The sequence below is a fragment of the Candidatus Krumholzibacteriia bacterium genome (assembly GCA_029865265.1).
Lineage (GTDB): Bacteria > Krumholzibacteriota > Krumholzibacteriia > WVZY01 > JAKEHA01 > JAKEHA01.
Genome location: JAOUHG010000001.1, coordinates 185399 through 208344, shown reverse-complemented (window position 1 = coordinate 208344; position 22946 = coordinate 185399). Strand labels below are relative to the sequence as shown.

Sequence of the window (22946 nt, the reverse complement as noted above, 5' to 3'; positions counted from 1 at the left end):
TCTTGTTCAGGCAACCCTGCGGCCGTCTTCCGCCGCCATCCGCTCGGCCACGTGCAGCACGAAGTTGGCCGCCTTGCCCACCACGTCGTCGCGCTTGGGCACCACGTACAGCGCCTTCTTCATCTCGGGGTGCGCGTCCACATAGGCCTTCAGTTCATCAATTGTACGGCCAGTCCGCGCCAATGCCTCGGCGAACTCCTGCTTGGCCTTGATGCGAGCGTTGCCCAGCGCCATCTGCGTACGCGAGTGCGCGTTGATCTCACCCTCGCCGCTGGTCTCGATGGGCAGGTAGATCATGTCCTTGTACTGCTCCACCACGGCGGCCTGGGCGCCGTCGGACTGCGTACTGGGCATGCAGCCGAACGGTTTCAACGACACCACCATGTGCGCCACGCCCTTGCTCGAGTAGTAGATGTTCTTCGCCACCTCCAGGTGGCCCTCGCCACCGGCGGCTCGCGAATTGTAGTACGGGTGGCCCATGCGCTGAAGCTCATACTGACACACCAGCTCGTGGAGGATTCCGCCTCCCAGCGCCTCCTGCAGGCGGGTGTACTCGCGCATGAAGATCTTCTCGGCCACGGTCATGCGCGTATAGCGCTTGCGGTAGCGGGCCTCCACCGCCAGGCGCCGGTGGGGCCGGCGCGTCCACGCGGGCATTTCCGCCTTGTCCTCGATGCCCTTGCGGTCGCGCAGCTTCTGCTTGAACTGGTGGATCATGTACATGATCCAGGTGCCGATGGGCTCCACGATGACCTCCGCGCCCTCGCGCTCGAGGAAGCGGAACATGTTGTAGTTGCCGTCTCCCTCGGTGGTCTGCGCCCAGAACTCGCCGGTGATCTTGACCACGGGTTTGACGCGGAACCGGTCCACCTCGATATCGGCGAGCTGCTCGCGCACGGTATGCAGGGCATCGGTGTAGTACGAACTGGCGAGTTGGCGCGAAAACTTCATGGCGTAGTCGGCCTTGTTGTAGAGGCCGGTCTGGCGAAGAATCTTTTCCACGCCGTCGCCAAGCTTCGGGCGCGGCTGATTCTTCAAGACCTCCGCCAGCCGCTCGCGCGCAGCTTCGAGCACGGCATCGGTGCGTCCTTCCTCGGTCTCGTAGGGCCGCACGAGGTAGCCGATCTCGTTGAGCATGTCACCCATGTTCATGGCATTGAGCAGGCCCAGGAAGAAGTCGAGGTTCATCTCGATACCCGCCTCGAGATCCTCCTGCGACAACCCCTTGGACTGCTGGAAGAGCATGACACGGAAGTCTTCGAAGCCCGAGTTGCGCAGCGCCAGCCGGTATTCCGCCTCGTACATGCCGAAGCGGCACGGCCCGCACGCCCCCGCCGTGATGAAGACGTAGTCGTTGCAGATCTGCTCGCGCGTCATTCCCTTCGCTTCGAGCCCGTGCAGAAACTGCACCAGGTTGCCCACCGTGAAGTAGGTGGGATTGCACTGGCCGTTGTTTCCGTACTCCTTGCCCAGCTGAAACGCCTTCACGTCCGGCGTCGGGACGACGTCACACTTGTAGCCGAGTCCTTCCCATGCACCCTGGATCAACCGTTCGTGGCTCCAGGTGAGCCCGCCGAAGAGCACGGTGGTGTACGGGCGCTGATCGCGCGTGAACACCCGTTCGACCGGGCGCTTGAAATGCTTGACGGGTTTGGCGGCGTGCGGGGCACGCGCGGACGAACTGCCGGCGGTTTTGGCCGGGGCGCTTTCGAGGTTGAGGGTCATTGCGGCCTCCTCACTGCGGAATGACTCGACGACCGGCCGAGTATCCGGGAACGCAAACGCGATACGCAACTGAATAGTTGAAAAATTATCCTCTATTGTCGCCACACCAGCCAAGTTCCTGTTATTCACGAAGTTTGGCGAACAGGACCTGGTCGATGACCTGCCGGTTCTTCACCGCGCTCCGGCGCATGGTCCCCTCCCGCGTGAAGCCCGCCTTCTCCAGCACACGCATCGAGGCCACGTTCCATTCGAACACTTCTGCGTACAGCCGAATCATCCCCATTTCCTCGAAGGCATAGCGGGTTACGGCGACCACCGCCTCGGTGGTGATGCCCCGGTTCCAGAATTCCTCGCCCAGCCAGTAGCCGATCTCGCCGCTCAGCGCGTTGACATCCTCACGCGGCCGCACACCGATGGCCCCGATCACGAACCCGTCCACGTCGATGGCGAACACCTGGTTCAACCCCTCCCGGCCCGCCAGCCGCACCCACGCCCGGGCATCGGACTGCCGGTAGGGATATGGAAACGAGTCGCGGACATTGATCCATATGTTGCGGTTGTTGGCGTGGCGCACCAGCGAGGGCTCATCGCCCTTGCGGAACTCCCGCAGGAGGCAGCTGGTGAGTTGGATCCGGACCGGCTCGATCTTCATGAGCCCGGAACCTCAAGGCGCGCGCGGTGTTCAGACTGCCATACGGACATCCCGGCAGTATACTACCGTTGGCAGCACACGAGAAAGGAACCCGGTAGCCCCTATGAGAATACCGACCCACATCGCCATCGCGGCGGCCGTGCTCACCGCCGCAACCCCGTCGCTGGGCGCGGACTGGTCCGGCACCGAGACAACGAAGGACGGCGTCGTCCACGTCACCAGTCCCGCCGCGCCTTCCGGCGGCAGCACCACGCTGTCCCCGCAGGAAGCGTGGCGCGCGGGCGGCGACGACGATGAGGACGTGATCTTCGGCGTCGTGCGAGAAATTGCGGTCGACGACGCCGGCAACGTCTACCTGCTGGACGTGCAGCTCAACCAGGTGCACGTGTTCGATCGCGACGGAAACTTCCTGCGCGACATCGGCCGCGAAGGCGAGGGGCCGGGTGAGTTCCGGCGGCCCTCGTCCATGTTCATCCTGCCCGACGGACGCATCGCCATCGTGCAGACGATGCCCGGCCGGATCATCCTGTTGAATCCGGACGGAACCCCGGGCGGCGACTTCCACGCACCCGAAGCGCCGGACGGCGGCATGCAGATGTTCTTCGAAGCCGGCCGCGCGGCCGACAACGTGATTCTGGGCGTGAACGAGTTCAAGCGCGGCGAGGGCACCTTTACCAGCACGCGCACGCTGCACCTGCTGGATGGCAAGGGCAGCTCGCGCGCGGTGCTGGCCACCAGCACCACCCGCCGTGAAATGTCCAACATGACCTTCGACGAAAAGCAGGCGCGCGGACCCGAGTGGGCCGCGGGCAGTGACGGGCGCATCTACCTGAGCGACGACTTCGACGGTTACAAGATCAAGCGCTTCGATGCGTCGGGCAAGCTGGAGCGTGTGTACGAGCGCGCGTACGAGCACCGCGCGCGCAGCAAGAAGGAGATCGAGGAGAACAAGCCGCAGGTTCGCTTCCGCACCAGCAGCGGCACGCACCGCCCGGAGTCCACCGCCAGCCCCACCGATCGCGACATCGTCAAGATGTTCGCGCGCCCCGACGGCTCGCTGTGGGTGCTGTCGAGCCGCGGCGCCTTCGCCGCGCCCAAAGGCACGCTGGTGACCCTGGACGTGTTCGACCCCGCCGGACGCTTCGTGCAGCAGACCGCGATCAACACCGAGGGGAGCTACCGGGACGACGGCGTTGAGGTGGTAGGCGACTACCTGTTCGTGGTGCGGCAACTGCGCTCGGCGGAGCGCGCCATGAACGCCGACGAAACCGACGAACCGGTGGAGGACGAGAACGCGGAGCCGATGTCGATCGTGTGCTATCGGATCACCACGCAATCCACCGCGCGCAAGTGAACGCAATCACAAACCCCGCCGGTTTTCCAAGATAAAATTGCGGCGGACCCGGGCAGGTAGGTGTTGACCACCCCCCCCCGGGTCCGTACCCTTGCATACGTCCGTGTGGGGAGAACGGTCTCCCCCGCAATTCCTCACCACTAAGCGTCACGGAGGTTTCTGATGAAACATTCGCGCTGGCGTAGTATCAGCATCCTTGCTCTGGTCGTGATCATCTCCGCGATGTTCTGGGCCTGCAGCGACAACGATTCCAGCACCGTAACGTCACCCGCGCAGGAGAGCAGTTTACTCGCGGCGGTCAATGCACACAGAGCCGACTTCGATCGCGCGGTCGCGGCTCACAACCGTCACATCCCGGAGATTCTCCAGACCGAAGGGGTGGCAGGCACCGCAATCGGCGCAGACGAGAGCGGCATGCCTGTCGTCGTGATCTACACCCGCGAACAGACTCCTCCGGGACGCCTGAAGCAGGAGTACGAGGGCTTCCGCGTCGTCGAGCAGGTCTCCGGGGATATCAAGCCCTTCAAGGGACCTCCGGGCGGCGGCGGTGGCGGTGGAACGTCTGGCCAGGCGCCCCAGTCGGCTCCCGTGAAGATGGGGACCTCCGGCGGCTGGCGCTATGACCTCGCCAACGGATACTGCTGCGGCGGCACCCTGGGCTCGCTGGTGCAGAAGGGCGGCACGAAGTACGTGCTGTCGAACTACCACGTGCTGTATGCCGACATCACCAATGGCGGCAACGGCCGAACTGCCTCGGCCGGTGACCCGGTCATCCAGCCGGGCCTCATTGACGTGTCGTGCAACGCCAACAACTCACTCGACATTGCAACGCTGGTGAGCAACGGCGGCACGCTACCGGACAACAGCGGCAACGCGGTGGACGCGGGTATCGCCGCGGTGATCCCGGGTCAGGTGGACGAGAGCGGGGCCATTCTCAACGTCGGCACGATCTCGGCCAGCACGCTCAACGCATCGGTGGGCCTCGCGGTCAAGAAGATGGGTCGCACCACCGGGCTCACGCGCAGCAGCGTTTCCGCAATCAACGGCGCGTTCTCGATCACGTACGAGAACGAGTGCGCCGGCGGAACGTCGTTTACGCAGAGCTACACCAACCAGATCGTCGTCTCGAACCAGCGCTGCGGGTTCCAGAACGGTGGCGACTCGGGATCCCTGCTCCTCGAGGATGTGAGCAACAATCCGCGGGCGGTGGGTCTTTGCTTTGCGGGCAGCGTGACGTGCAACAAGCAGGCAATTGCCATCGCCAACCCGATCAACACCGTGCTGAGCAAGATCGGCGCGTCGATGGTCGGTCAGTAGATACGGAGAGTTCGAAAGTCGGGTTCTTGACTCGGACACCCGCTCCGGTTCGCCGGGGCGGGTGTTTTTTCTGGAGGGTGATGGTGAAGCCGATTGACAGCGTGATTCGCGACCGCGCCGCAGAGTTGTTGTCCATCGAAGGCGTCGTAGGTGTCTTTGAGGGGAAGCTCGAAGACGGGCGGGTGTGTATCCGCGTGGCTGTTGCCACCCGATCAAGCGAACTGGACGCCAGACTCCCCCTTGAAATAGAGGGCTACCCGGTGACGGTCGTCGAGACCGGCCCCGTCGGTCCGCTCCACTAGCGCGTCCGCCTTATCTTGCCCCGCCTAGTACGTCAGTCGGTGCCAGGCAAAGGCGCTGTGGATACCGTTCCGTGCTTCCCAGTTGATTCCCTCGGACCACAGGCTCACCGGGTTGCGGTCGTCGGTGAGCACCGGCGCGCCGCGTGTGTCGGGAACGAAGCGATTGGCCCAGGCGTGATTGCGCTCCACCACCACCCAGTGCCGGTAGGGATACGGAAGATACTCGTAGGGGCTGCCGAGCGCGTCTTCATCAATATCGAGCGGCCGGTCAGACGCCAGCAGCACCACGTTTCCCAACGTGTTGGGGGGTTCCGCGGTGGGCAATGCGACCACGTTGTCAAACTGCGTCGCGACGGTCGCCGACAATGAACGCATGAGGATGTCGGTCCACTCGCGTGTCTCCGTGTTCACCGCCAGCACGCCTCCCGGGCTGAGACGCGACTTCACAAGATTGAACATCTCCTGTGTGACCATGTGAAACGGAATCGCGCCGCTCCCGAAGGCATCAATGATAATGAGATCGTACATCCGATCCGTGTTCATGAGAAACCGGCGGCCGTCCATCACCGTGACGCGCGCGCTGTCCGGGGAAAGGGCGAAAAACTGTTCCGCGATCTCGGCTACGGCCGGATCGATTTCCACCGACTCCACCCGCCACCCCTGGCGGTAGTAGTTCTGCGCCACCGAACCACCGCCGAGCCCGATCAGGAGCATGACTCCCGGCGCGTCGAACATGTGCCGGGGAATGTCGAGTACCATGGCATAGGGAAAGACGGTGTTCCCGGTCAGCCGGTCTACAATCGTGTGCGTTCCGCCATCAATCAGCAGGTAGCGCGAATCCTCCCAGTCGAAGACGCGCAGGTCTGCATAGGGGCTCTGCTGCATCCACATGAGTTCCATGGGCTGACCCACGCGTTGCACCGGTGCCTTGGTTCCCAGCCAGCCCATGCCGACGGGAAGCAGGACAGCCCACACCATCGCCCCACGTCCACCCCGCTCGCCGCGAAACGCAATGAAGGCGGCTGCGAGCAGTGCGGCCGCGCAGCATGCAATGAGCCGGTTGATGCCGAGCACGGGGATGAGATAGAAGCCCGTGGCCAGCGCCCCCACCACGCTCGCCACCGTCCCCACCGCGTAGATGTTTCCTGCCGTCCTGCCTACCTCGCCGATGTGCTCGGCGCGCAGACGGATGGCATACGGGCTTACCATTCCCAGCAGCGCGAGCGGCGGAAAGAACAGCAGCGTGGCGGCGGCCAGAACGGCGGCGCGCAGCCCGAGAGGCTCCACCGCCGCGATGACGGGGCGCTTGATCCAGATGGTGGCCAGGATCCACAGTCCGGCCAGCCCCAGCACCATACCCAACCGGCCATACCGAGGACCCCGATCGGCCCAGCGGCCACCCACGGCATATCCAATGCTCAACGCCGCAAGCGTCACCGTGATGAGCGCCGACCACAGGAACAGGCTCACCCCGTAGAAGGGGCCAAGCACCCGCGTGCCGGCAATCTCGATGACCAACACCACGGCACCGCTTATGGAGACGATGGCATAGAGGGGAAAGTGACTGCGCATCCGAAAACGTCCTTCCCGATTGAGTGGACGATCAGTGTAGCGGCGGCATCCCCGCTGGTCAACGCCCGGCACCCGGGCATTCGGGCGCAAGAGAAAAGGGAGCCCGGAAATCCGGGCTCCCTTTTTGAGAAAAACGCCTCTGGTATCGAGACTAGTTCTTCTTGATCTTGCCGGCGGAATCATCGTTGCCGCCGTTGCCGGTGGTGTTGCCACCGGAAAGCGTGCAACCCGCCTCGTTGGCGTCCGCAATCGAATCCTTGTCACCCGTGCACGCGGCGGAAATGACCTCGCCCACGCTCCACTCGTAGTCGACATCGGGGTGGGATGCGTTGAGGATCCCCGCGATGGCGTGGAACACGAGTACGCCGTACGTCTGGGGCGCGTCAATCGCTTCGCCCAGCGTCACGCCGTCGGCAACCAGGTCGCATCCGAACACGTCGTTGACTTCCTGACCCGGGTTGTACGGCGTCGCCGCCCAGTGGGTCAGGTGGTTGCGCCAGAAGCCCGGCGTGCAGCCTTCGCCGCCACCGCCGCCCTTCTTCTCGCACAGGCCCGCGTCCATGTTCAGGTTGGGCTTGTCGCACTCGAACGTAAAGCAGCCGGTGCAGCCATCGGAGCCGACATCGCTGTCGAGCCCGTTGTTGGTGCCCTGATCCTCGAGCGTCCACTCGTACCCGTCAGGGGTTTCGAAGCAGATCTTGTACTGTCCGTCGAGAACTCCGGCAAACAGGTAGAAGCCGTTCGCATCGGTGGTCGTGGTTGCCACCACGGCACCCGTCGCGCAGTTGGTGAGGGTCACTTCCAGGCCCTGCGGGCCGCCGGTCTCGTCCTTGTCCTGGAGTCCATTGCAGTTCACGTCGAACCAGACACGGTCACCGAGTTCACCGGTGCACTCGTCGAAGGTCTGCATCTGCAGGGCGGCGGACGGGTTGGCGGGGTCGGCGGGGCGGTCGGTGCCGGTACACCCTGCCGCAAAAACGGCAATACAGCATAGAAGCAAAAGTCGTGCGTGCCAGCGCATTATTGATTCTCCTTGGAATTTCGAAAGACAGGGGCCGCGGGGCGTAAACGACGTCTGTCGGGAAACCCCACCCCTTGGGAAAGGCCGATTCAGCGGTGATAATCGTACCACGGCGCCGGTGGATAACTCCACCGCCAATTTGGCGGGCGCGGCGTCGGCACGCCCCAAACGCCATATCCGGATTTCCGTATCTTCTTCTGGCGGTGACGCAGGCCGCCGTCGGGTCAGCAGTTGCGGAATATCGCCTTCACCCTGCCCCACGTGGCCGGTTCGGTGCGCAAGGTCGTCGGCGAATCGCACGCGCACGAGGTCGGTGGATTCACAGTGACGCCGAGCCCGGTGCCGACGGCGTGCGTCTGGTAGTCACACGACACCTCGACAATTTCCTGCGGAGACTGCGTGAGGGGAGGCGCCACCAAAACGCGACAGCACGGTGGCGCCTTGCCGGTGACGGAAAAATTGATGCGCGCGATGAAGACCGGCAGATCGACGCACCCCGCGTACGCAATCGAAAGGTCGGTTTGCGAAGTCCCGACGGTCAGGAAACCCGGCACGACGTTGTCACCGACCCATGACGCTCCCGTCCAGCACGCCGGCAGCGGCACGCTGAACTCGGAGGCCGTGGCGCTGGCATTGCCGGTGTGAAATACATACACGGAACGAATCCCCGGACCGTCATCCACGATGGCGCACTCGCTCATGTCCGCGTCGGCGAATATCTCGATGCGCGACGGGAGCGGCACCGGTGGAGGGGGAGGGGGCGGCGGGGGGGGGCGGAGCCACGTTGCAAGGACACGTTTCATCGGGATTGATGGTGATACCCGGGCCGGCCACGATGGCGTGCGTCTCGAACGCGCAGTCCACCACCAGCAAGCCCGAGGGCGATGGCTGCGCCCGGAACACGCAGCAAGCGGATGCGATCCCCGAGGCAAAGAAATCCACCCGCCCGATATAGACCGGTGGAACCCGGCACCCGCCGTACGCCACCGAGAGATCCGTCTGCGGGTTGCCGATCGCAAGCAGCGACGGGTCGATCGCCTCACCCACGTACGCCGCACCCGTCCAGCACGACGGCAGCCGCACCGAGAATTCGCTGGCCGCGGCAACGAACGTCCCCGTCTGGTAGATGAAAACGCTGCGCGGCCCCGGCCGGGTGTCGATCAGACTGCACGGGGAGGAGAGGTCGTCGGAGTAGAGTTCGATGCGGGCGTCACTTTGCGCGCGGGCAGCGGACGCCAGGAGCGCGAGAGCGAGCGAGAGAGGCAGAAGCCGTCGCATGGTCATTCCTCCAGGGACACGGAGGGGGGCGTCACGGGCGTGAGCCCCGAGTGTAACCCACCAGGCGGGGCCGTCAACCCGGCCCCCTTCCTAGCGGAAACGGTTCTTGAGCGATCCCCAGCTGCTGCGCCGGACCGGTGTCGCCACCGTGGTCAGCGGGCTCCACGCGGAGCCATCCCAGCACGCGATGTGGTTCACCTCGTTGCCGCCCGCAGTTACGAAGTCGCCACCCGCATAGATCCATCCGTCGCGCGCCACGAGACAGCGGACCGTGCCCGACACCCCGGCACCCAGACCCGACCACGCGCCACCGTCCCAGCGCGCGATGAACGCCGCCGGGGCCCCGCGCATGGTCACAAAGGTTCCCGCCGCGAACAGCGCGCCGTTTTCGGCAAGCAGCGCCAGCACCACGCCTCCCTGCGCGACCGACGGCGTCATGGCTCCCTCGCCGAGACCCAGCGGCGTCACCCCGCCGGCGAGCCGCACAACCCCGTACGGACTCCCGACCACCGTCACCTGTCCCAGGGTGGTGAAGGCGCCGCCGGCGTAGAGGTCGCTGGCGGTTGCCGCGAGCGCGTCAACCGACGCGCAGCCGCTGCACTCGCCGTTTGCATTGGCGCTGCCGGCGTGGTCGGAGAGAACGAACGGTGTGGCGCGCGCGAGGGTGGCTTCGCTGGGCCGCGTCGAACCGGGAAAGCGCAGCACCCCACCCACGTAGATGGTGCCGCCCAGCGGCGCGATGGCGCGGATGTCGTGCTCGATGCCGGGCACGTTTCCGCCCAGCAGGTTCCATTCGAAACCGGTCCAGCGCGCCAGTCCGTTGGCGGTGGTTGACGCACCCACCTGCGCGAACACGCCGCCGATCAACAGTCCGCCGGCGTCGCGCGAGAAGCACTTCACCACCGCGGCGGGACCCGTCACCCCGCCTCCCACCGCGGACCAGGCGCTGCCGTCCCAGCGCGCGACGTTGACCGCCGCTACGCCCCCTGCATTGGCAAACGAGCCCCCCGCGTACACGTCGCCGCCGTCAATAAACAGCGCGTACACCGGTCCGTCGGTGCCCGCGCCCAGCGGATGCCACGCGCTGCCGTCCCAGCGCGCAATGTTCGCGGCGGGCGCACCGGATGCACGGGCAAAGCTGCCCGCGGCGTACACCCCGCCCGCATCGGTGGCGAGCGCATGCACGGGACCATCGACGCCGGCCACCGGTGTGGCGGCGAACACGAGCGAGAGGGCCTGCGGAATCAGCAGGGACGCCAACATGCATCAATTGTAACAGATGATGCCGCGGAACGCGGCCTGTCGAACCGGCGGGAAACTACATGTTGCGGCGATACTCGCCGCCCACTTCGAAGAGCGCTTGCGTCATGGTGCCCAGCGAGCACACCTTGGCGCCTTCCATCAGTTCGTCGAAGACGTTGCGGTTCTCCACCGCCGCTTTCTGGATGGCGCGAACCGCCGCGGCGGCGCGCTCGCCCGCGCGCTCCTTGAGCGCCTGCACGGTGGCAATCTGGCGCTGCTTCTCGTCCTCGGTGGCGCGGATGACCTCGCGCGGCAGCACCGTGGGCGACCCTTCCGAGGAGAGAAACGTGTTCACGCCGATCACCGGCAGCTTGCCGGAGTGCTTGAGCGTCTCGTAGTACAGCGACTCTTCCTGGATCTTGCCGCGCTGGTACATGGTTTCCATGGCGCCCAGCACACCGCCGCGCTCGGTGATACTGTCGAACTCCGCAAGAACGGCTTCCTCCACCAGGTCGGTCAGCTCCTCGATGATGAACGAGCCCTGCAACGGGTTCTCGTTCTTCGCGAGCCCCAGCTCGTTGTTGATGATGAGCTGAATGGCCATCGCGCGCCGCACCGATTCTTCGGTGGGGGTGGTGATGGCCTCGTCGTACGCATTGGTGTGCAGCGAATTGCAGTTGTCGTAGATAGCGTACAGCGCCTGCAGCGTGGTGCGGATGTCGTTGAAGGCGATCTCCTGCGCGTGCAGGGAGCGCCCCGAGGTCTGGATGTGGTACTTGAGCATCTGCGAGCGCTCGTCGGCCCCGTACTTGAGCTTCATCGCCTTGGCCCAGATGCGCCGCGCCACGCGCCCGATTACGCTGTACTCCGGATCCACGCCGTTGGAAAAAAAGAACGACAGGTTGGGGCCGAAGCGGTTGATGTCCATTCCGCGCGACAGGTAGTACTCCACGTAGGTGAAGCCGTTGGCCAGCGTGAACGCGAGCTGCGAGATGGGGTTGGCGCCGGCTTCGGCGATGTGGTAGCCGGAGATCGACACCGAGTAGAAGTTGCGCACGCCGTGGCGGATGAAGTTGTCCTGCACGTCGCCCATGAGCCGCAGCGCGAACTCGGTGGAGAAGATGCAGGTGTTCTGCGCCTGGTCCTCCTTGAGGATGTCCGCCTGCACAGTGCCGCGCACCACCTTGAGCGTGTCGGCTTTGATCTTGTCGTACACCTCGCGCGGCAGCACCTCGTCGCCGGTCACGCCGAGCAGCATCAGCCCGAGGCCGTCGTTGCCTCTGGGCAGGTCGCCGTGGTAGCGCGGGCGCAGCGTCTCGCGGCCCCGGTAGATCTTGTCGATCTTCTTTTTGACGTCGTCCTCGAGGCCGTTTTGCTTTATGTAGACCTCGCATTGCTGGTCCACGGCCGCGTTGAGGAAGTAAGCCAGCATCATGGGCGCCGGGCCGTTGATGGTCATGGACACCGACGTCTTGGGATCGATGAGGTTGAATCCCGAATAGAGCTTCTTGGCGTCATCCAGGCAGCACACCGACACGCCCGAGTTACCGATCTTGCCGTAGATGTCCGGACGCGTGTCGGGATCGCGGCCATACAGCGTGACCGAATCGAACGCGGTGGACAGGCGCCGCGCGGGCATGTCGAGACTCACGTAATGGAAGCGGCGGTTGGTGCGCTCCGGCGCGCCCTCGCCCGCGAACATGCGGGTGGGATCTTCCCCCATGCGCTTGAACGGATAGATCCCCGCCGCAAAGGGAAACTCGCCGGGCACGTTCTCGGACAAATTCCAGCGCAGCACGTCTCCCCACGCCTGGTAGCGCGGCAGCGCGATCTTGGGAATCTGCGTGTGCGAGAGGCTCTCGCTGTGCGTCTCCACGGCAACGTCGCGGCCGCGCACCTTGTAGGTGTACACCGGCGCGTGGTAGCGTGCCCGCTTCTCCTCCCAGCCCTTGAGAATGTCGTCGCACTCCGGCGCCAGCGCGCGCGCGGTTTCCGCACAGGCCTGTTCGAGATCCTTGACGATGCGGTCGCGATCGGCCGCGTTGCTCGCCTTCACCGTGTCGATGGATGTGCGCAGCGCGAACAGCTTCTGAGCCACCGCGCTCTGCTCCGCGGTCCAGGTGTCGTAGCGACGGCATGTTTCCGAGATCTCACTGAGGTAGCGCGTGCGCCCCGGTGGAATGATGTACACCTTCTCCGACTCGGCGCCGGTGCGTGCGAACGAAGACTTCCACTTTGCGGCCGGCAGCTTGCACTTCTCCACCAGCTTGTCGACCACGGCCCGGTAGAGATGATTGGTGCCGGGGTCGTTGAACTGCGACGCGATGGTGCCAAACACCGGCGCATCATCGTCGTCCAGTTCGAAGAGCCGGTGGGCGCGCTTGTACTGCTTGCGCACGTCGCGCAGCGCGTCCTGCGCGCCGCGCTTGTCGAACTTGTTGAGCGCGATAAGGTCGGCGAAGTCGATCATGTCGATCTTCTCCAGCTGCGAGGCCGCGCCGTACTCCGGCGTCATCACGTACATGCTCACATTGGAGTGATCCACGATCTCGGTGTCCGACTGTCCGATGCCGGACGTCTCCAGGATGACCAGGTCGAAACCCGCCGCCTTGAGGATGTCGAGGGTGTCCTTGATGTGCGCGGAGAGCGCCAGGTTGGCCTGGCGCGTGGCCAGCGAGCGCACGTACACTCGCTTGTTGCGGATGGAATTCATGCGAATGCGGTCGCCGAGCAGCGCGCCGCCCGTCTTGCGCTTCGACGGGTCCACGCACACCACGCCCACCGTCTTCTCGGGGAAATCCAGCAGGAAGCGCCGCACCAGTTCGTCCACCAGCGAGGACTTGCCCGACCCGCCGGTGCCGGTGATCCCCAGCACGGGTGTCGCGGATCCCTTCGCCTTTGCGCGCAGCGCGTCGAGGTTGCTGGCAGAACCCTTCGGGTCGTTCTCCGCCGCGGAGATAACCCTCGCCACCGCCACGAAATCGCGCTTGAGCACGCCGTCCACGACCCCGTTGAGGCTCACTCCGGTTGCGTAGTCGCTCTGGGAGACGAGATCGTTGATCATCCCCTGGAGGCCCATGGAACGGCCGTCGTCGGGGGAATAGATGCGCGTGATCCCGTAGGCGTGGAGTTCCTTGATCTCATCCGGCAGGATGACACCGCCACCGCCCGCGAAAATCTTGATGTGACCCGCCCCGCGCTGCTCCAGCAGATCCTTCATGTAGCGCAGGTACTCCACGTGACCGCCCTGGTAGGACGTCATGGCGATGGCCTGGGCGTCCTCCTGGATGGCGGTCTCCACCACTTCCTCCACGCTGCGGTCGTGGCCGAGGTGAATCACCTCGCAACCGGTGGACTGGATGATGCGCCGCATGATGTTGATGGCCGCGTCGTGGCCGTCAAAGAGCGACGCCGCGGTGACGATGCGCACCTTGTGCTTCGGCCTGTAGGGTTCGATGGTTTTCATTATGAACGGCATTCTGCGGGGATGACGCCACCCGCAGTTTACCCAATTAATCCCCGTCTTCGCAAGCCGGACGGCGCCCCGACCCTTCCATGCCCGTTGACCCAGCTCCCCGCGGCGTGCAGACTGTCCCCATGGGTGATCTTTCCCCCAGACTGGCCTCGCTCCGTGACGAGCTGAGAGCCACCACCGCCACCCTGCACCGCATCGCCGACCCGCTGGACGACGGCAACTGGCGGCGGCGGCCGGCGGAGGGCCGCTGGTCGGTGGCGGAGTGCGTGGAGCACCTGAACATGTCGTCACGGGCACTGATTCCACGCATCCGCGACGCCGCGCGCGAGGGGCGCGCGCGCGGATTAACCACGCCGACGCTGCGACTGGACCCGATGGGGTGGTTCCTGGTTCGATCGTTGGAGCCGCCGCCGAAGTCGCGTTTCAAGACCAATGAGTCCTTCACGCCACCTTCCATCGAGCCGAAAGCCACCGTCGTCACGAACTACGAGGCCCTGCAGGGGGAACTGGTCGGATTGCTCCCGGAACTCGACGGCCTCTCGCTCACGAAGATCAAGATCACGTCTCCCTTCAGTTCGCGGGTGAAGTACAACCTCTGGTCCGCGCTGCGTGTTACCGCAGCACACCAGCGCCGTCACCTGTGGCAGGCGGAACAGGTTCTCAACGTGATCGCGCAATCGCCGCGCTGATCACTCCGGAGGAACACAATGGGTTTTCTGTCGTCCGTCAAACGAGTCCTCGACCAGCAGCTCTTCTCCATCGGAGACGCATCCATCACCGTGTCCACGCTCGCCACGGTGGTTCTCGTGATGATCATCACGGTCTCGGTGTCCCGGCTGGTCCGCGCCATCATCGCCCGCGCCATGATGCGACGCGGAAGCCGTCCCGAGGTGGCCGCCGGGGTAACGCGGCTGGTCCACTACGTCATGATCCTGGCCGGGGTCGGCGTGGCCTTTGCCGCCGCGGGGATCGACATTGGATCTCTGTTCACCGCGGGCGCGATCTTCGCCGTGGGTCTTGGTTTTGCCATGCAGAACATTGCCCAGAACTTCGTTGCCGGGGTCATTCTGCAAACCGAACGCACCATCCGCCCCGGAGACGTGCTCGGCGTGGAGGGAAACATCGTGCGCGTCACCGACATCGGAATCCGGGCCAGCATCGTGCAGACACGCGACGGCGAAGACCTGGTCATTCCCAACTCCACGCTCATCCAGGAGACGGTCAAGAACTATACGCTCAAGAACGCCACTGTGCGCATCCGCGTGCCGGTGGGTGTCGTCTACGGCTCGGACATGGCGCTGGTCAAGCAGACGCTGACCGAGACGGCAAAGGAGATCAGTCAGAAGTGGGCTGTGCCCGACCGTGAACCACTCATTGCGATCCGCGAGTTCGGCGACAACTCGGTCAACTGGGAGATCGGCATCTGGATGGACAATCCGTGGGAGTGGCGCCCCGCCATATCGGAGTTGCACGAGGCGGTCTGGTGGGCCTTCAAGGCCAAGGGAATCGTGATCGCGTTCCCGCAACTCGACGTGCACCTGGACCCGCCGATCGCGGCGTCTCTGGAACGCATCTCAACGCGCGGAGCGAACTGACATGAACAAGGCTGCCATCTTTCGCAAGCGCCACCCGCCGGCTGGGTCACGCCCCGGAACGCTGGTCGCTCCGGAGGGCAGCCCGCCGCCGAAGATCCGAGTGATGCGCTACGACCCCGCCGGCGTGGAGGAGTTCGACATCACCGATCCCGAGCAATTGCGTGACGTCGCGTCCCCCGGGCACGTGGCGTGGATCGACGTACAGGGGCTTGGTGACGTGGCCCGGCTGCGCCAGGTCGGGGCGATATTCGATGTCCATTTGCTCGCGCTGGAGGACGTGGTCAACGCCCCGCAGCGGCCCAAGGCAGAGGAATTCGAGAAGCAACTGCTGCTCATCGCGCGCATGGCCACGATCAAGTCCGAGACACTCATCGAGGTCGAGCAGGTTGCGGTGTTGCTGGGTGATAACTACGTGATCTCCGTGCAGGAAACCTACGGCGACTGCCTCGACCCGGTGCGCGTTCGCATCCGCGAGGGGCTCGGGCGGATGCGCAAGTCCGGGCCCGACTATCTGGCCTACGCAATCATAGACACCATCATCGACGGTTACTACCCCGTCATCGACCGCCTCAGCACGCGCATCATGCGCATCGAAGACCTGGTACTGACCCGCCCTACACCGGCCACGCTGAACCGGCTCAACCGGGTGAAGACGGACCTGGTGGTGATGCGCCGCGGGGTGTGGCCGCAACAGGAGACCGTCGGAAGGCTGCTGCGCGATCCCAGCCGGTTCATTTCGGAATCGGTCAAGCCCTACCTGCGCGACACCTACGACCACTGCTCGCAGCTCGTCGACGTGGTGGATTCGCACCGTGAACTGGTGAACGGTCTCATGAATACCTACCTCTCCGTCACCAGCAATCGCACCAACGAGGTCATGAAGGTGTTGACCATCATGGCCAGTATCTTCATTCCGCTCACCTTCATCGCGGGTATCTACGGCATGAACTTCCAGGACATGCCCGAGCTCACCAAGAAGTGGGCCTACCCGGCGGTACTGGGCGTGATGACGGCCACCGGCATCGGCATGCTGCTCTTCTTCCGCCACCGGGGCTGGCTGGGCGGCGACGGCGCCGACGACGAAATGGACGAGGAGTAATGCCGCGCGACGAGCTTCGCTTCTACTGGGCGACAGCGTCACGCTGGAACGACGTGGAAGTCCTCTTCGGAGAGCGCGGTGCGTGCGGCGGGTGCTGGTGCATGACCTGGCGGCTCACGCGTACAGCGTTCATGGCCGGCAAGAAGACCGCCAACCGGCGCGCACTCAAGAAACTCGTGGAGGGAGGAAACCGTCCCGGCATCATTGCCTGCCACGGCCGCGAGCCGGTGGCGTGGTGCGCGGTGGCACCACGCGCCGAGTACTCGTACCTGTCCCGCTCCCGGGTGCTCGCCCCCGTGGACGACGCAGCGGTGTGGTCTATCAGCTGTTTCTTCGTTGCGAAGCCGTGGCGCCGGCGCGGCGTTTCGGTGCGATTGCTGCGCGCGGCGGCGGAAATGGCGTTCAAGCGGGGGGCGCGCGTGGTGGAGGGATATCCGCAGCAATCGACCATGACCAGCCCCCCCGATGCATTCGTGTGGACGGGGCTTCCGTCCACCTTTGTAAAGGCCGGGTTCAGCGAAGTGGCCCGCCGCTCGCCCACCCGCCCCATTTTTCGCCGTACCCCGTGACGGTGCGGCTGGACGCACCGCGCCCGCGTGGGTATCTTAGCCACCCATGACGCCGCACGCCATTCGCAGCCGCATCCCCGCCGTCGCGCCGCTCATCGCCTTCTGCGCCGCGACGGTTCTGCTCATTCCCGTCGAGAACTTCCCCGCCGGCCTCGCGGTATGGGTGCTCGCGGCCGTGCTGACGGCGCTGCAGCCCGACCCGCGCGTGCGCCGCAACCTCGGGGTGCTGCTGGCGTGCGTCCTCGTGCTGGCGTTCGCACCCATTCACACCGACCTAAGCACATCCCACTTCCTCACCCTGGGCTCCGTGTTCCTGGCGGTGGTGCTGGGCCCCGCGTTGTTCATGCGCTGGAAGGCGCCGGGGGAGATTCGCTGGCGCCTGTGGCCGGTGCAGTTCTCGTGGCGGGATCTGATCTACACGCTGATCTCGATTCCCCTCGCGTGGGGCATCATCGAGCTCTACTTCTTCTATCTGAATCCCGAGCTGCCCACCCACTGGCCGCTCCCGGAGGTCTTCCAGGTGGAAGCCGTCAAGCGCCTGGCGGTCGGAATCAACTGCGTGGGCATCTGGGACGAACTGTTCTTCGTGAACACCGTGTACGCGATTCTGCGCGGCGTCTTCCCGGCACGTATCGCCAACCCCGCGCAGGCCGTGGTGTACACCTCGGTGCTCTACGACATGGCCTTCACCGGGCACGGCATGTGGATCGTGTACGGCTTCGCGCTCACCCAGGGCGTGATGTATGAAAAGTCACGCGTACTGCTGTACGTGCTGATCGTGCACCTGATCGTCGACCTGTTCCTGGTGATGGCGATCCTGCAGCACCACTACCCCACCCACTCGCTGCCCCTGTTCTTCTGACGGAGACTAGAAGGAGCTGGAACGGATGCGCGCGCCCATCCGGTTCATCCCCAAGCGCACCCGCCGCGCCGCGGCGATCAGAGGTGCGGTATGCGCGTAGACCGCGTAGGCAAAGGGCTGCGCACCGAAGGACTGCTTGAAGCGCACGCTGCCCAGGCGATCGTTGGGACTCGCACCAAGATTGAGTTCGCGCGAGCCGCGGGTGGCCTCGTCGCGAATGGCATGATCGAGCATGAGGTTGGTGGCACGCAGGGACGCGAAACGGTCGTCGTACGCCCACATCCAGTCGTAGGAGCGGTCGCGGTAGCGCAATACGAGGTTTCCCGCCACCACCCGGTCCTCGTGAAACGCGAGATAGAAGGTGGCGGCACCCGCGGGAACGAGGCGCGCAAACACGGATTCGAAAAAGGCCACCGGCAGTGCGCGCGCTCCGTAGCGCCCAACGGTGCGACGGTGCAGGCGGTAGAACTCGCGCGTGACCTCGTGCTGCGAGATCGCCGCGACGCGCACGCCGTTTTCGCGGGCCTGCCGGATGTTGCGCCGGTTGGCATCGCTGTAGCGCCGCGAGGCGGCTTCGTAGCCGTCCGCCATGTCGACGATGTGCGACACCATGGGCCGCAACGCGCCGTTGGATGAGGCCACCGCGGCGCCAAAGTCCGCCAACCGCACCGACGGACTCGCCACCCGTTCGATGATCCCTTCGAAGGACAGCGGCCCGTTGGACCGCGCGGTCACCGGCCCGCCGTAGGTGTCGAACGGCAGCGAATACGCGCGCCGCAACGCCCCCGCGCCCTTGCACACGAAGGGCACCACGGTCTCGTCATCGACGAAGACGTGCTCGACGTCCGCACCCAGGTCCTCCCACACCCGCAACCAGGCCGGCGTGTGATACACGGAGGCCCCGGCGAAGTGATCGAGGATCTCTTCGTAGCGCGCACGAGCGCGGTTGCTGTCGGTCAGTGGACGCACCGGACCACCCGGGGGTTGAAGTCTTGCAAATGTGCCCGGCGACGCGGCCGGAAGCGTTAGCAGAAGGGGTCGGAATGGCTCCTCGGGATCGTTGTCCCTGCGGGGTGCTGCCGCGTATAGTAGGGGCGGCGCTACATGAGGAAGCATGCGCCACACGGGGCCGATTGTCAACCCCGGGGTCCGGTCCCGCACCGCCATACGCCCACGCACAATGTCGATCATTCGTCGCAACGTCGAGAGTTTCCGCACCCACGGACCCGGGGCCCTGCTGCGCGCGGTGGTCAGCGGGTTCACCCGGAACCTGAGCCGTTTGCGGGACCACGCGTTCGATAGGCGTTTCGGAACCGAAACCGCACGGGTCGTGGAGAACGACGCGCTCACCGACGTGTCTCTCCCCGCCCGTGCACACGGGATCCGCTACGAGCCCACCCGCGCCCACCCGCTGCGGCGGGCGCTGAAGGCCGCGGGTATTCCCACGGCTGGCACATTCGTGGACCTGGGCTGCGGCAAGGGCCGCGTGCTGATGCTGGCGGTGGAGTATGGCTTTGCGCGGGTGACGGGCGTGGATTACTCGGCGTCGCTGTGCGAGATTGCACGGCGCAACCTCGATGTCCTGCGCGCGCGGACGGGGCGGCGCTTCCAGGCCACCGTTGCGCCGATTGACGCCGCAGACTACGCCTTTCAGCGGGATGACACGGTGGTGTTTCTCTTCAACCCGTTCGACGGCGCCGTCCTGCGGCGCGTGCTCGATAACCTGAATGCATCGCTCCGCGAACACCCGCGCGAGCTACATCTCATCTACCACCGTCCGGTATGGCGCGCGGCGGTGGAGGAGTCGCAACTCTTCGCCTCCGCACAGGACTATCGCTTCGGAGGGTGTGACTTTGCCGTCTATCGAACGACGGCTTAGCGGGCGTTAGTCGCTGCGCCGGCCACCCAGCAGTCCCAGGCGCATGGCCCAGTACAGCAGCGTCAGCGCCGATGTCACGAACGCGGCCACGTAGGTCATGGCGGCGGCGTCCAGCACGCTCTTCGCACCCGACAGCTCCTCCCGGGTCAGGTAGCCGCCGCGGCCCAGGGTGGCCAGCGCGCGCTTCGACGCGTCGAACTCCACCGGAAGTGTCACCAGCGTGAACACCGTGGTGGTGGCAAAGAGGAGTACGCCCAGCAGCGCCACCTTGGCACCCAGCACCGACTGTGCGCCGCCGAGGAACGCGGCCGCAATCAACACGAAAATGGAAATGCCGCCACCCAGATTGGCCACCGGCACCCACGCCGAACGGAACTTGAGCGGCCCGTAATTCTGCGCGTGTTGAATGGCGTGACCCACCTCGTGTGCCGCCACACCGGCCGCCGACATGCTGGTGCTGCCGTACACGCCCTCGCTCAGCCGCAACGTCTTGGTACGCGGGTCGTAGTGGTCGGTGAGATTCCCGTGGATGGGCTCTATCTTCACGTCATTGATATTGGCGTCGCGCAGAATGGCCTGCGCCACCTGCGCACCCGTCATGCGCGACTGGGTGGTGTACTGGCTGTACTTCTGGAACGTGCCCTTGGTCTTCATGGCGGCCCAGATACTCAGGATCATGCCCGCGCCAATCACCAGCCAGTAGAGGGGGTCAAAAAACATGGTTCAGCTTCCTCTCCGTGAATTAGGACGTGAATCAACCCTTGCCTGTGTCCGCCGGGGTTCGTACCATGCCCCCGACAATGACCGGTCGGGGGCGCCCGGCCCCCAACCAGACATCAATATACCGCCGCGGGCGGGAAGGTTCCAGCGGAGGAGCAAGATGATTCGTAAACTCATATTTTCTGCACTTTGTGTGACCGCCCTGGCGGCGGCGGGAACCCCGGCGTTTGCCAAGGACAAGAGCTTTGGTCTGGGGTTCATCCTGGGCGAACCCACCGGAATCGACGTCAAGTTCTGGCTAGCCAACGAACACGCCCTGGAGTTCGGGGCCGCCTGGTCGCTCTCGGGCAACAACGAGTTCCACCTGCAGGGCGACTACCTGTTCCACAAGTTCGACGTGTTCCAGCTCAAGAACAGCGACGCGTTCCCGCTGTTCTTCGGGGTCGGCGCCCGTATGATCCTCGTCGATAATTACGACGATACCTTCGGCATCCGCTTTCCCGTGGGGCTGGCATACATCTTCGCCAACTATCCATTCGATATCTTCGGCGAGATCGTGCCCATCCTGGACGTCGCGCCGGACACGGACTTCGACCTGGAGGGCGCCATCGGCGCCCGCTTCTGGTTCTAGGAAAGACCGGTTCTTGGCGGATCCGTACGGCGTCGCGCAACCGCGCGGCGCCGTCACTTTTTGCGGCGCAGCATGACCAGGGTGACGTCATCGGACGCCGGCCCCCCGGCCAGGAAGGATTCAACCAGCTTCACCACGCTGGAGCGAACCTCGGAGAGGGGCTCGTTGTGCTTCTCGGTCAGGGCCTGCTTGACGGTGTCGAGCCCCAGGAAGCGGTCGCCGTTGGTGGTGGCCTCGGGAATGCCGTCGCTGAAGACCACCATGAGGTCGCCGGGCGCCAGCTGCGCCTCCGACGCGATCAGCGGGATCTCCTCGATCATGGCCATGGGAAGCGTGGTGGAATCCAGCACGTCGATGGCCCCGCCCGCGCGCACCATGAGCACCGGTTCGTGGCCGGCGTTGACGTAGCGGATGACGCCGCTGGCCGGGTCCAGCTCACCCACGAACAGGGTGACGAACTGTTCCTCCGCGAGACTCTTGAACAGCTGCCGGTGCAGGCGCCCGGCGAGCGTTTCCATGTCGCTGTCGATGTCCGCCAGCAGCCCCAGCGAAACCGTGGTGGCGCTCATGGCCAGCGCGGCCGGCATTCCCTTGCCGGTCACGTCCCCCAGCGCCACCAGCACGCGCCCGTTGGAACGCGCGCCAACGAAATAGAGGTCTCCACCCACCGCGCGGCACATCACCTGATGCGCGTCCACCTCGTAGCCCGCGGGAACCTCCACGTTGGACTGGATCATCGTGCGCTGGATCTTGGCGGCGGCGTGGATTTCTTCTTCCAGCGTAATGTTGCGCAGCTTCACCGCGACCGCGTTGGCGGTGGCGGTGAGAACCTCGAGGTCGGCCTGCGAGTAGCGCACGCGCGAGTCGGTGGTATCCACGTACAGGATGCCGCGCACACGCTGGTTGTCGAACAACGGCGCCGCCATGGCGGAGCGCAGGCTCAGCGCCATGATGCTCTGCTGGCCGCCGAAGCGAGGGTCTTCCAGGGGGTTGGCGACCAGCACCGAGTCGCGCTCCGTGAGCACGCTGCCCACGATGGTGGAGCTGAGTTGCAGCGGCGCATCCGGGTCGCCGCTCTTGGTCCAGCGCGCGCGTGCTTCCACGCTGGTGGCCTCGCCGGAGTCGGCCAGCATCACCACGCGTTCGGCCGGCACGCTCTCGGCCACAAGGCGGCAGGCCGCCGTTTCGATGGCCATCACATCGTCACTCGAGGCCAGCAGTTCGAACAGCTGCTGGCTTCGGTCCATGAGGCGGTGCTGGGCCGCTTCCGAGTATCCCTGGCTGATGTTGTAGCGCAGGCTGGTGGCCACCTGGTGGTCACCGAGCAGGCGGTGGGACGCCGTTGTCGCGGGGGTGGCGCGCCGCATGAGCGCGCCCGCAAAACTCACCAGCGCCCCGGGTTGGACCTCCACCCACGCGTCTCCGATGGGCTTGCCGTTGATCTCGGTTCCGTTGCGGCTGCCGAGATCGCGCACGGAAATGTCCTGGCCCTGGATGCGAATTTCCGCGTGCTTCTTGCTCACGCGCGCCATGGGCAGCTGCACGGCGTTCTCGCTGGAACGCCCCACGCTGTGGTCGCCGTCCTCCAGCGAAAAGCGGTGGTTCTCGCCTTCCCAAACGATTTCTACGTTTACCATGTGCCTCCGGAATTCA

The 22946-nt window shown here is 65.1% G+C and carries 21 protein-coding genes; 10 read left to right on the top strand and 11 right to left on the bottom strand.

The genetic code is table 11. The features are described 5' to 3' along the window. Positions 1-6: 6 nt before the first annotated feature. Positions 7-1725, bottom strand: coding sequence for an activator of (R)-2-hydroxyglutaryl-CoA dehydratase (locus OEX18_00810; GenBank protein MDH4335804.1), 1719 nt, complete (start codon positions 1723-1725; stop codon positions 7-9). A 121-nt stretch (positions 1726-1846) separates the two neighbouring features. After that, complete coding sequence (locus OEX18_00805; protein ID MDH4335803.1) at positions 1847-2377, bottom strand: GNAT family N-acetyltransferase; 531 nt, start codon at positions 2375-2377, stop codon at positions 1847-1849. Positions 2378-2480: 103 nt separating this feature from the next. Between OEX18_00805 and OEX18_00800 the strand changes: the two genes are divergently transcribed. The 3 genes from OEX18_00800 (at position 2481) to OEX18_00790 (ending at position 5350) form a co-directional block, all read left to right on the top strand. Then, a complete protein-coding gene (locus OEX18_00800; GenBank protein ID MDH4335802.1) occupies positions 2481-3731 on the top strand; it encodes a 6-bladed beta-propeller in 1251 nt (416 codons plus the stop codon). A 162-nt stretch (positions 3732-3893) separates the two neighbouring features. Then, entirely contained in the window at positions 3894-5048 is a 1155-nt protein-coding gene (locus OEX18_00795; protein MDH4335801.1) for a S1 family peptidase, read from the top strand. 80 nt (positions 5049-5128) lie between these two features. Continuing rightward, complete coding sequence (locus tag OEX18_00790) at positions 5129-5350, top strand: hypothetical protein (protein ID MDH4335800.1); 222 nt, start codon at positions 5129-5131, stop codon at positions 5348-5350. A gap of 24 nt (positions 5351-5374) precedes the next feature. On the opposite strand, the gene OEX18_00785 is transcribed toward OEX18_00790, so the two are convergent. From OEX18_00785 to OEX18_00760, 6 genes are all read right to left on the bottom strand, one after another. Further along, on the bottom strand, positions 5375-6922 hold the full coding sequence (locus tag OEX18_00785; protein ID MDH4335799.1) for a fused MFS/spermidine synthase: 1548 nt from the start codon (positions 6920-6922) through the stop codon (positions 5375-5377). 151 nt (positions 6923-7073) lie between these two features. Then, positions 7074-7943: a hypothetical protein gene (locus OEX18_00780; protein MDH4335798.1), complete on the bottom strand. Its 870-nt coding sequence runs from the start codon at positions 7941-7943 to the stop codon at positions 7074-7076. Positions 7944-8167: 224 nt separating this feature from the next. Then, a complete protein-coding gene (locus OEX18_00775) occupies positions 8168-8644 on the bottom strand; it encodes a hypothetical protein (GenBank protein ID MDH4335797.1) in 477 nt (158 codons plus the stop codon). Beyond that, positions 8619-9221 carry a hypothetical protein gene (locus tag OEX18_00770; protein ID MDH4335796.1) on the bottom strand — a complete coding sequence of 201 codons (603 nt, stop codon included), beginning with the start codon at positions 9219-9221 and terminating at the stop codon, positions 8619-8621. Before OEX18_00770 ends, OEX18_00775 begins: the two co-directional genes overlap by 26 nt. A gap of 90 nt (positions 9222-9311) precedes the next feature. Then, positions 9312-10484, bottom strand: a complete 1173-nt coding sequence (locus OEX18_00765; GenBank protein ID MDH4335795.1) for a hypothetical protein — start codon at positions 10482-10484, stop codon at positions 9312-9314. Between the two features lie 55 nt (positions 10485-10539). Beyond that, complete coding sequence (locus OEX18_00760; protein ID MDH4335794.1) at positions 10540-13929, bottom strand: methylmalonyl-CoA mutase family protein; 3390 nt, start codon at positions 13927-13929, stop codon at positions 10540-10542. A gap of 131 nt (positions 13930-14060) precedes the next feature. On the opposite strand from OEX18_00760, the gene OEX18_00755 reads away from it, so the two are divergent. Genes OEX18_00755 through OEX18_00735 form a run of 5 tightly spaced genes read left to right on the top strand, consistent with a single transcriptional unit; the run spans position 14061 to position 18063 of the window. Next, a complete protein-coding gene (locus OEX18_00755) occupies positions 14061-14627 on the top strand; it encodes a DinB family protein (GenBank protein MDH4335793.1) in 567 nt (188 codons plus the stop codon). An 18-nt stretch (positions 14628-14645) separates the two neighbouring features. Further along, positions 14646-15533, top strand: coding sequence for a mechanosensitive ion channel (locus OEX18_00750; GenBank protein ID MDH4335792.1), 888 nt, complete (start codon positions 14646-14648; stop codon positions 15531-15533). Between the two features lies 1 nt (position 15534). After that, positions 15535-16632, top strand: a complete 1098-nt coding sequence (gene corA / locus OEX18_00745; GenBank protein MDH4335791.1) for a magnesium/cobalt transporter CorA — start codon at positions 15535-15537, stop codon at positions 16630-16632. Then, positions 16632-17201, top strand: a complete 570-nt coding sequence (locus OEX18_00740) for a GNAT family N-acetyltransferase (GenBank protein ID MDH4335790.1) — start codon at positions 16632-16634, stop codon at positions 17199-17201. Before corA ends, OEX18_00740 begins: the two co-directional genes overlap by 1 nt. Positions 17202-17247: 46 nt before the next feature. Beyond that, a complete protein-coding gene (locus tag OEX18_00735; protein MDH4335789.1) occupies positions 17248-18063 on the top strand; it encodes a hypothetical protein in 816 nt (271 codons plus the stop codon). A gap of 6 nt (positions 18064-18069) precedes the next feature. Here the strand turns inward: OEX18_00735 and OEX18_00730 are convergent, their stop codons facing one another. Further along, positions 18070-19032, bottom strand: coding sequence for a GNAT family N-acetyltransferase (locus OEX18_00730; protein MDH4335788.1), 963 nt, complete (start codon positions 19030-19032; stop codon positions 18070-18072). Between the two features lie 211 nt (positions 19033-19243). Here OEX18_00730 and OEX18_00725 point away from each other — a divergent pair, with 211 nt between their 5' ends. Continuing rightward, a complete protein-coding gene (locus OEX18_00725) occupies positions 19244-19942 on the top strand; it encodes a class I SAM-dependent methyltransferase (GenBank protein MDH4335787.1) in 699 nt (232 codons plus the stop codon). Positions 19943-19948: 6 nt separating this feature from the next. Here the strand turns inward: OEX18_00725 and OEX18_00720 are convergent, their stop codons facing one another. Continuing rightward, complete coding sequence (locus OEX18_00720; protein MDH4335786.1) at positions 19949-20662, bottom strand: zinc metallopeptidase; 714 nt, start codon at positions 20660-20662, stop codon at positions 19949-19951. Between the two features lie 160 nt (positions 20663-20822). On the opposite strand from OEX18_00720, the gene OEX18_00715 reads away from it, so the two are divergent. Further along, on the top strand, positions 20823-21293 hold the full coding sequence (locus OEX18_00715) for a hypothetical protein (GenBank protein ID MDH4335785.1): 471 nt from the start codon (positions 20823-20825) through the stop codon (positions 21291-21293). A 53-nt stretch (positions 21294-21346) separates the two neighbouring features. Here OEX18_00715 and OEX18_00710 read toward each other — a convergent pair whose 3' ends face one another. Continuing rightward, entirely contained in the window at positions 21347-22930 is a 1584-nt protein-coding gene (locus OEX18_00710) for a SpoIIE family protein phosphatase (protein MDH4335784.1), read from the bottom strand. Between the last annotated feature and the right edge of the window lie 16 nt (positions 22931-22946).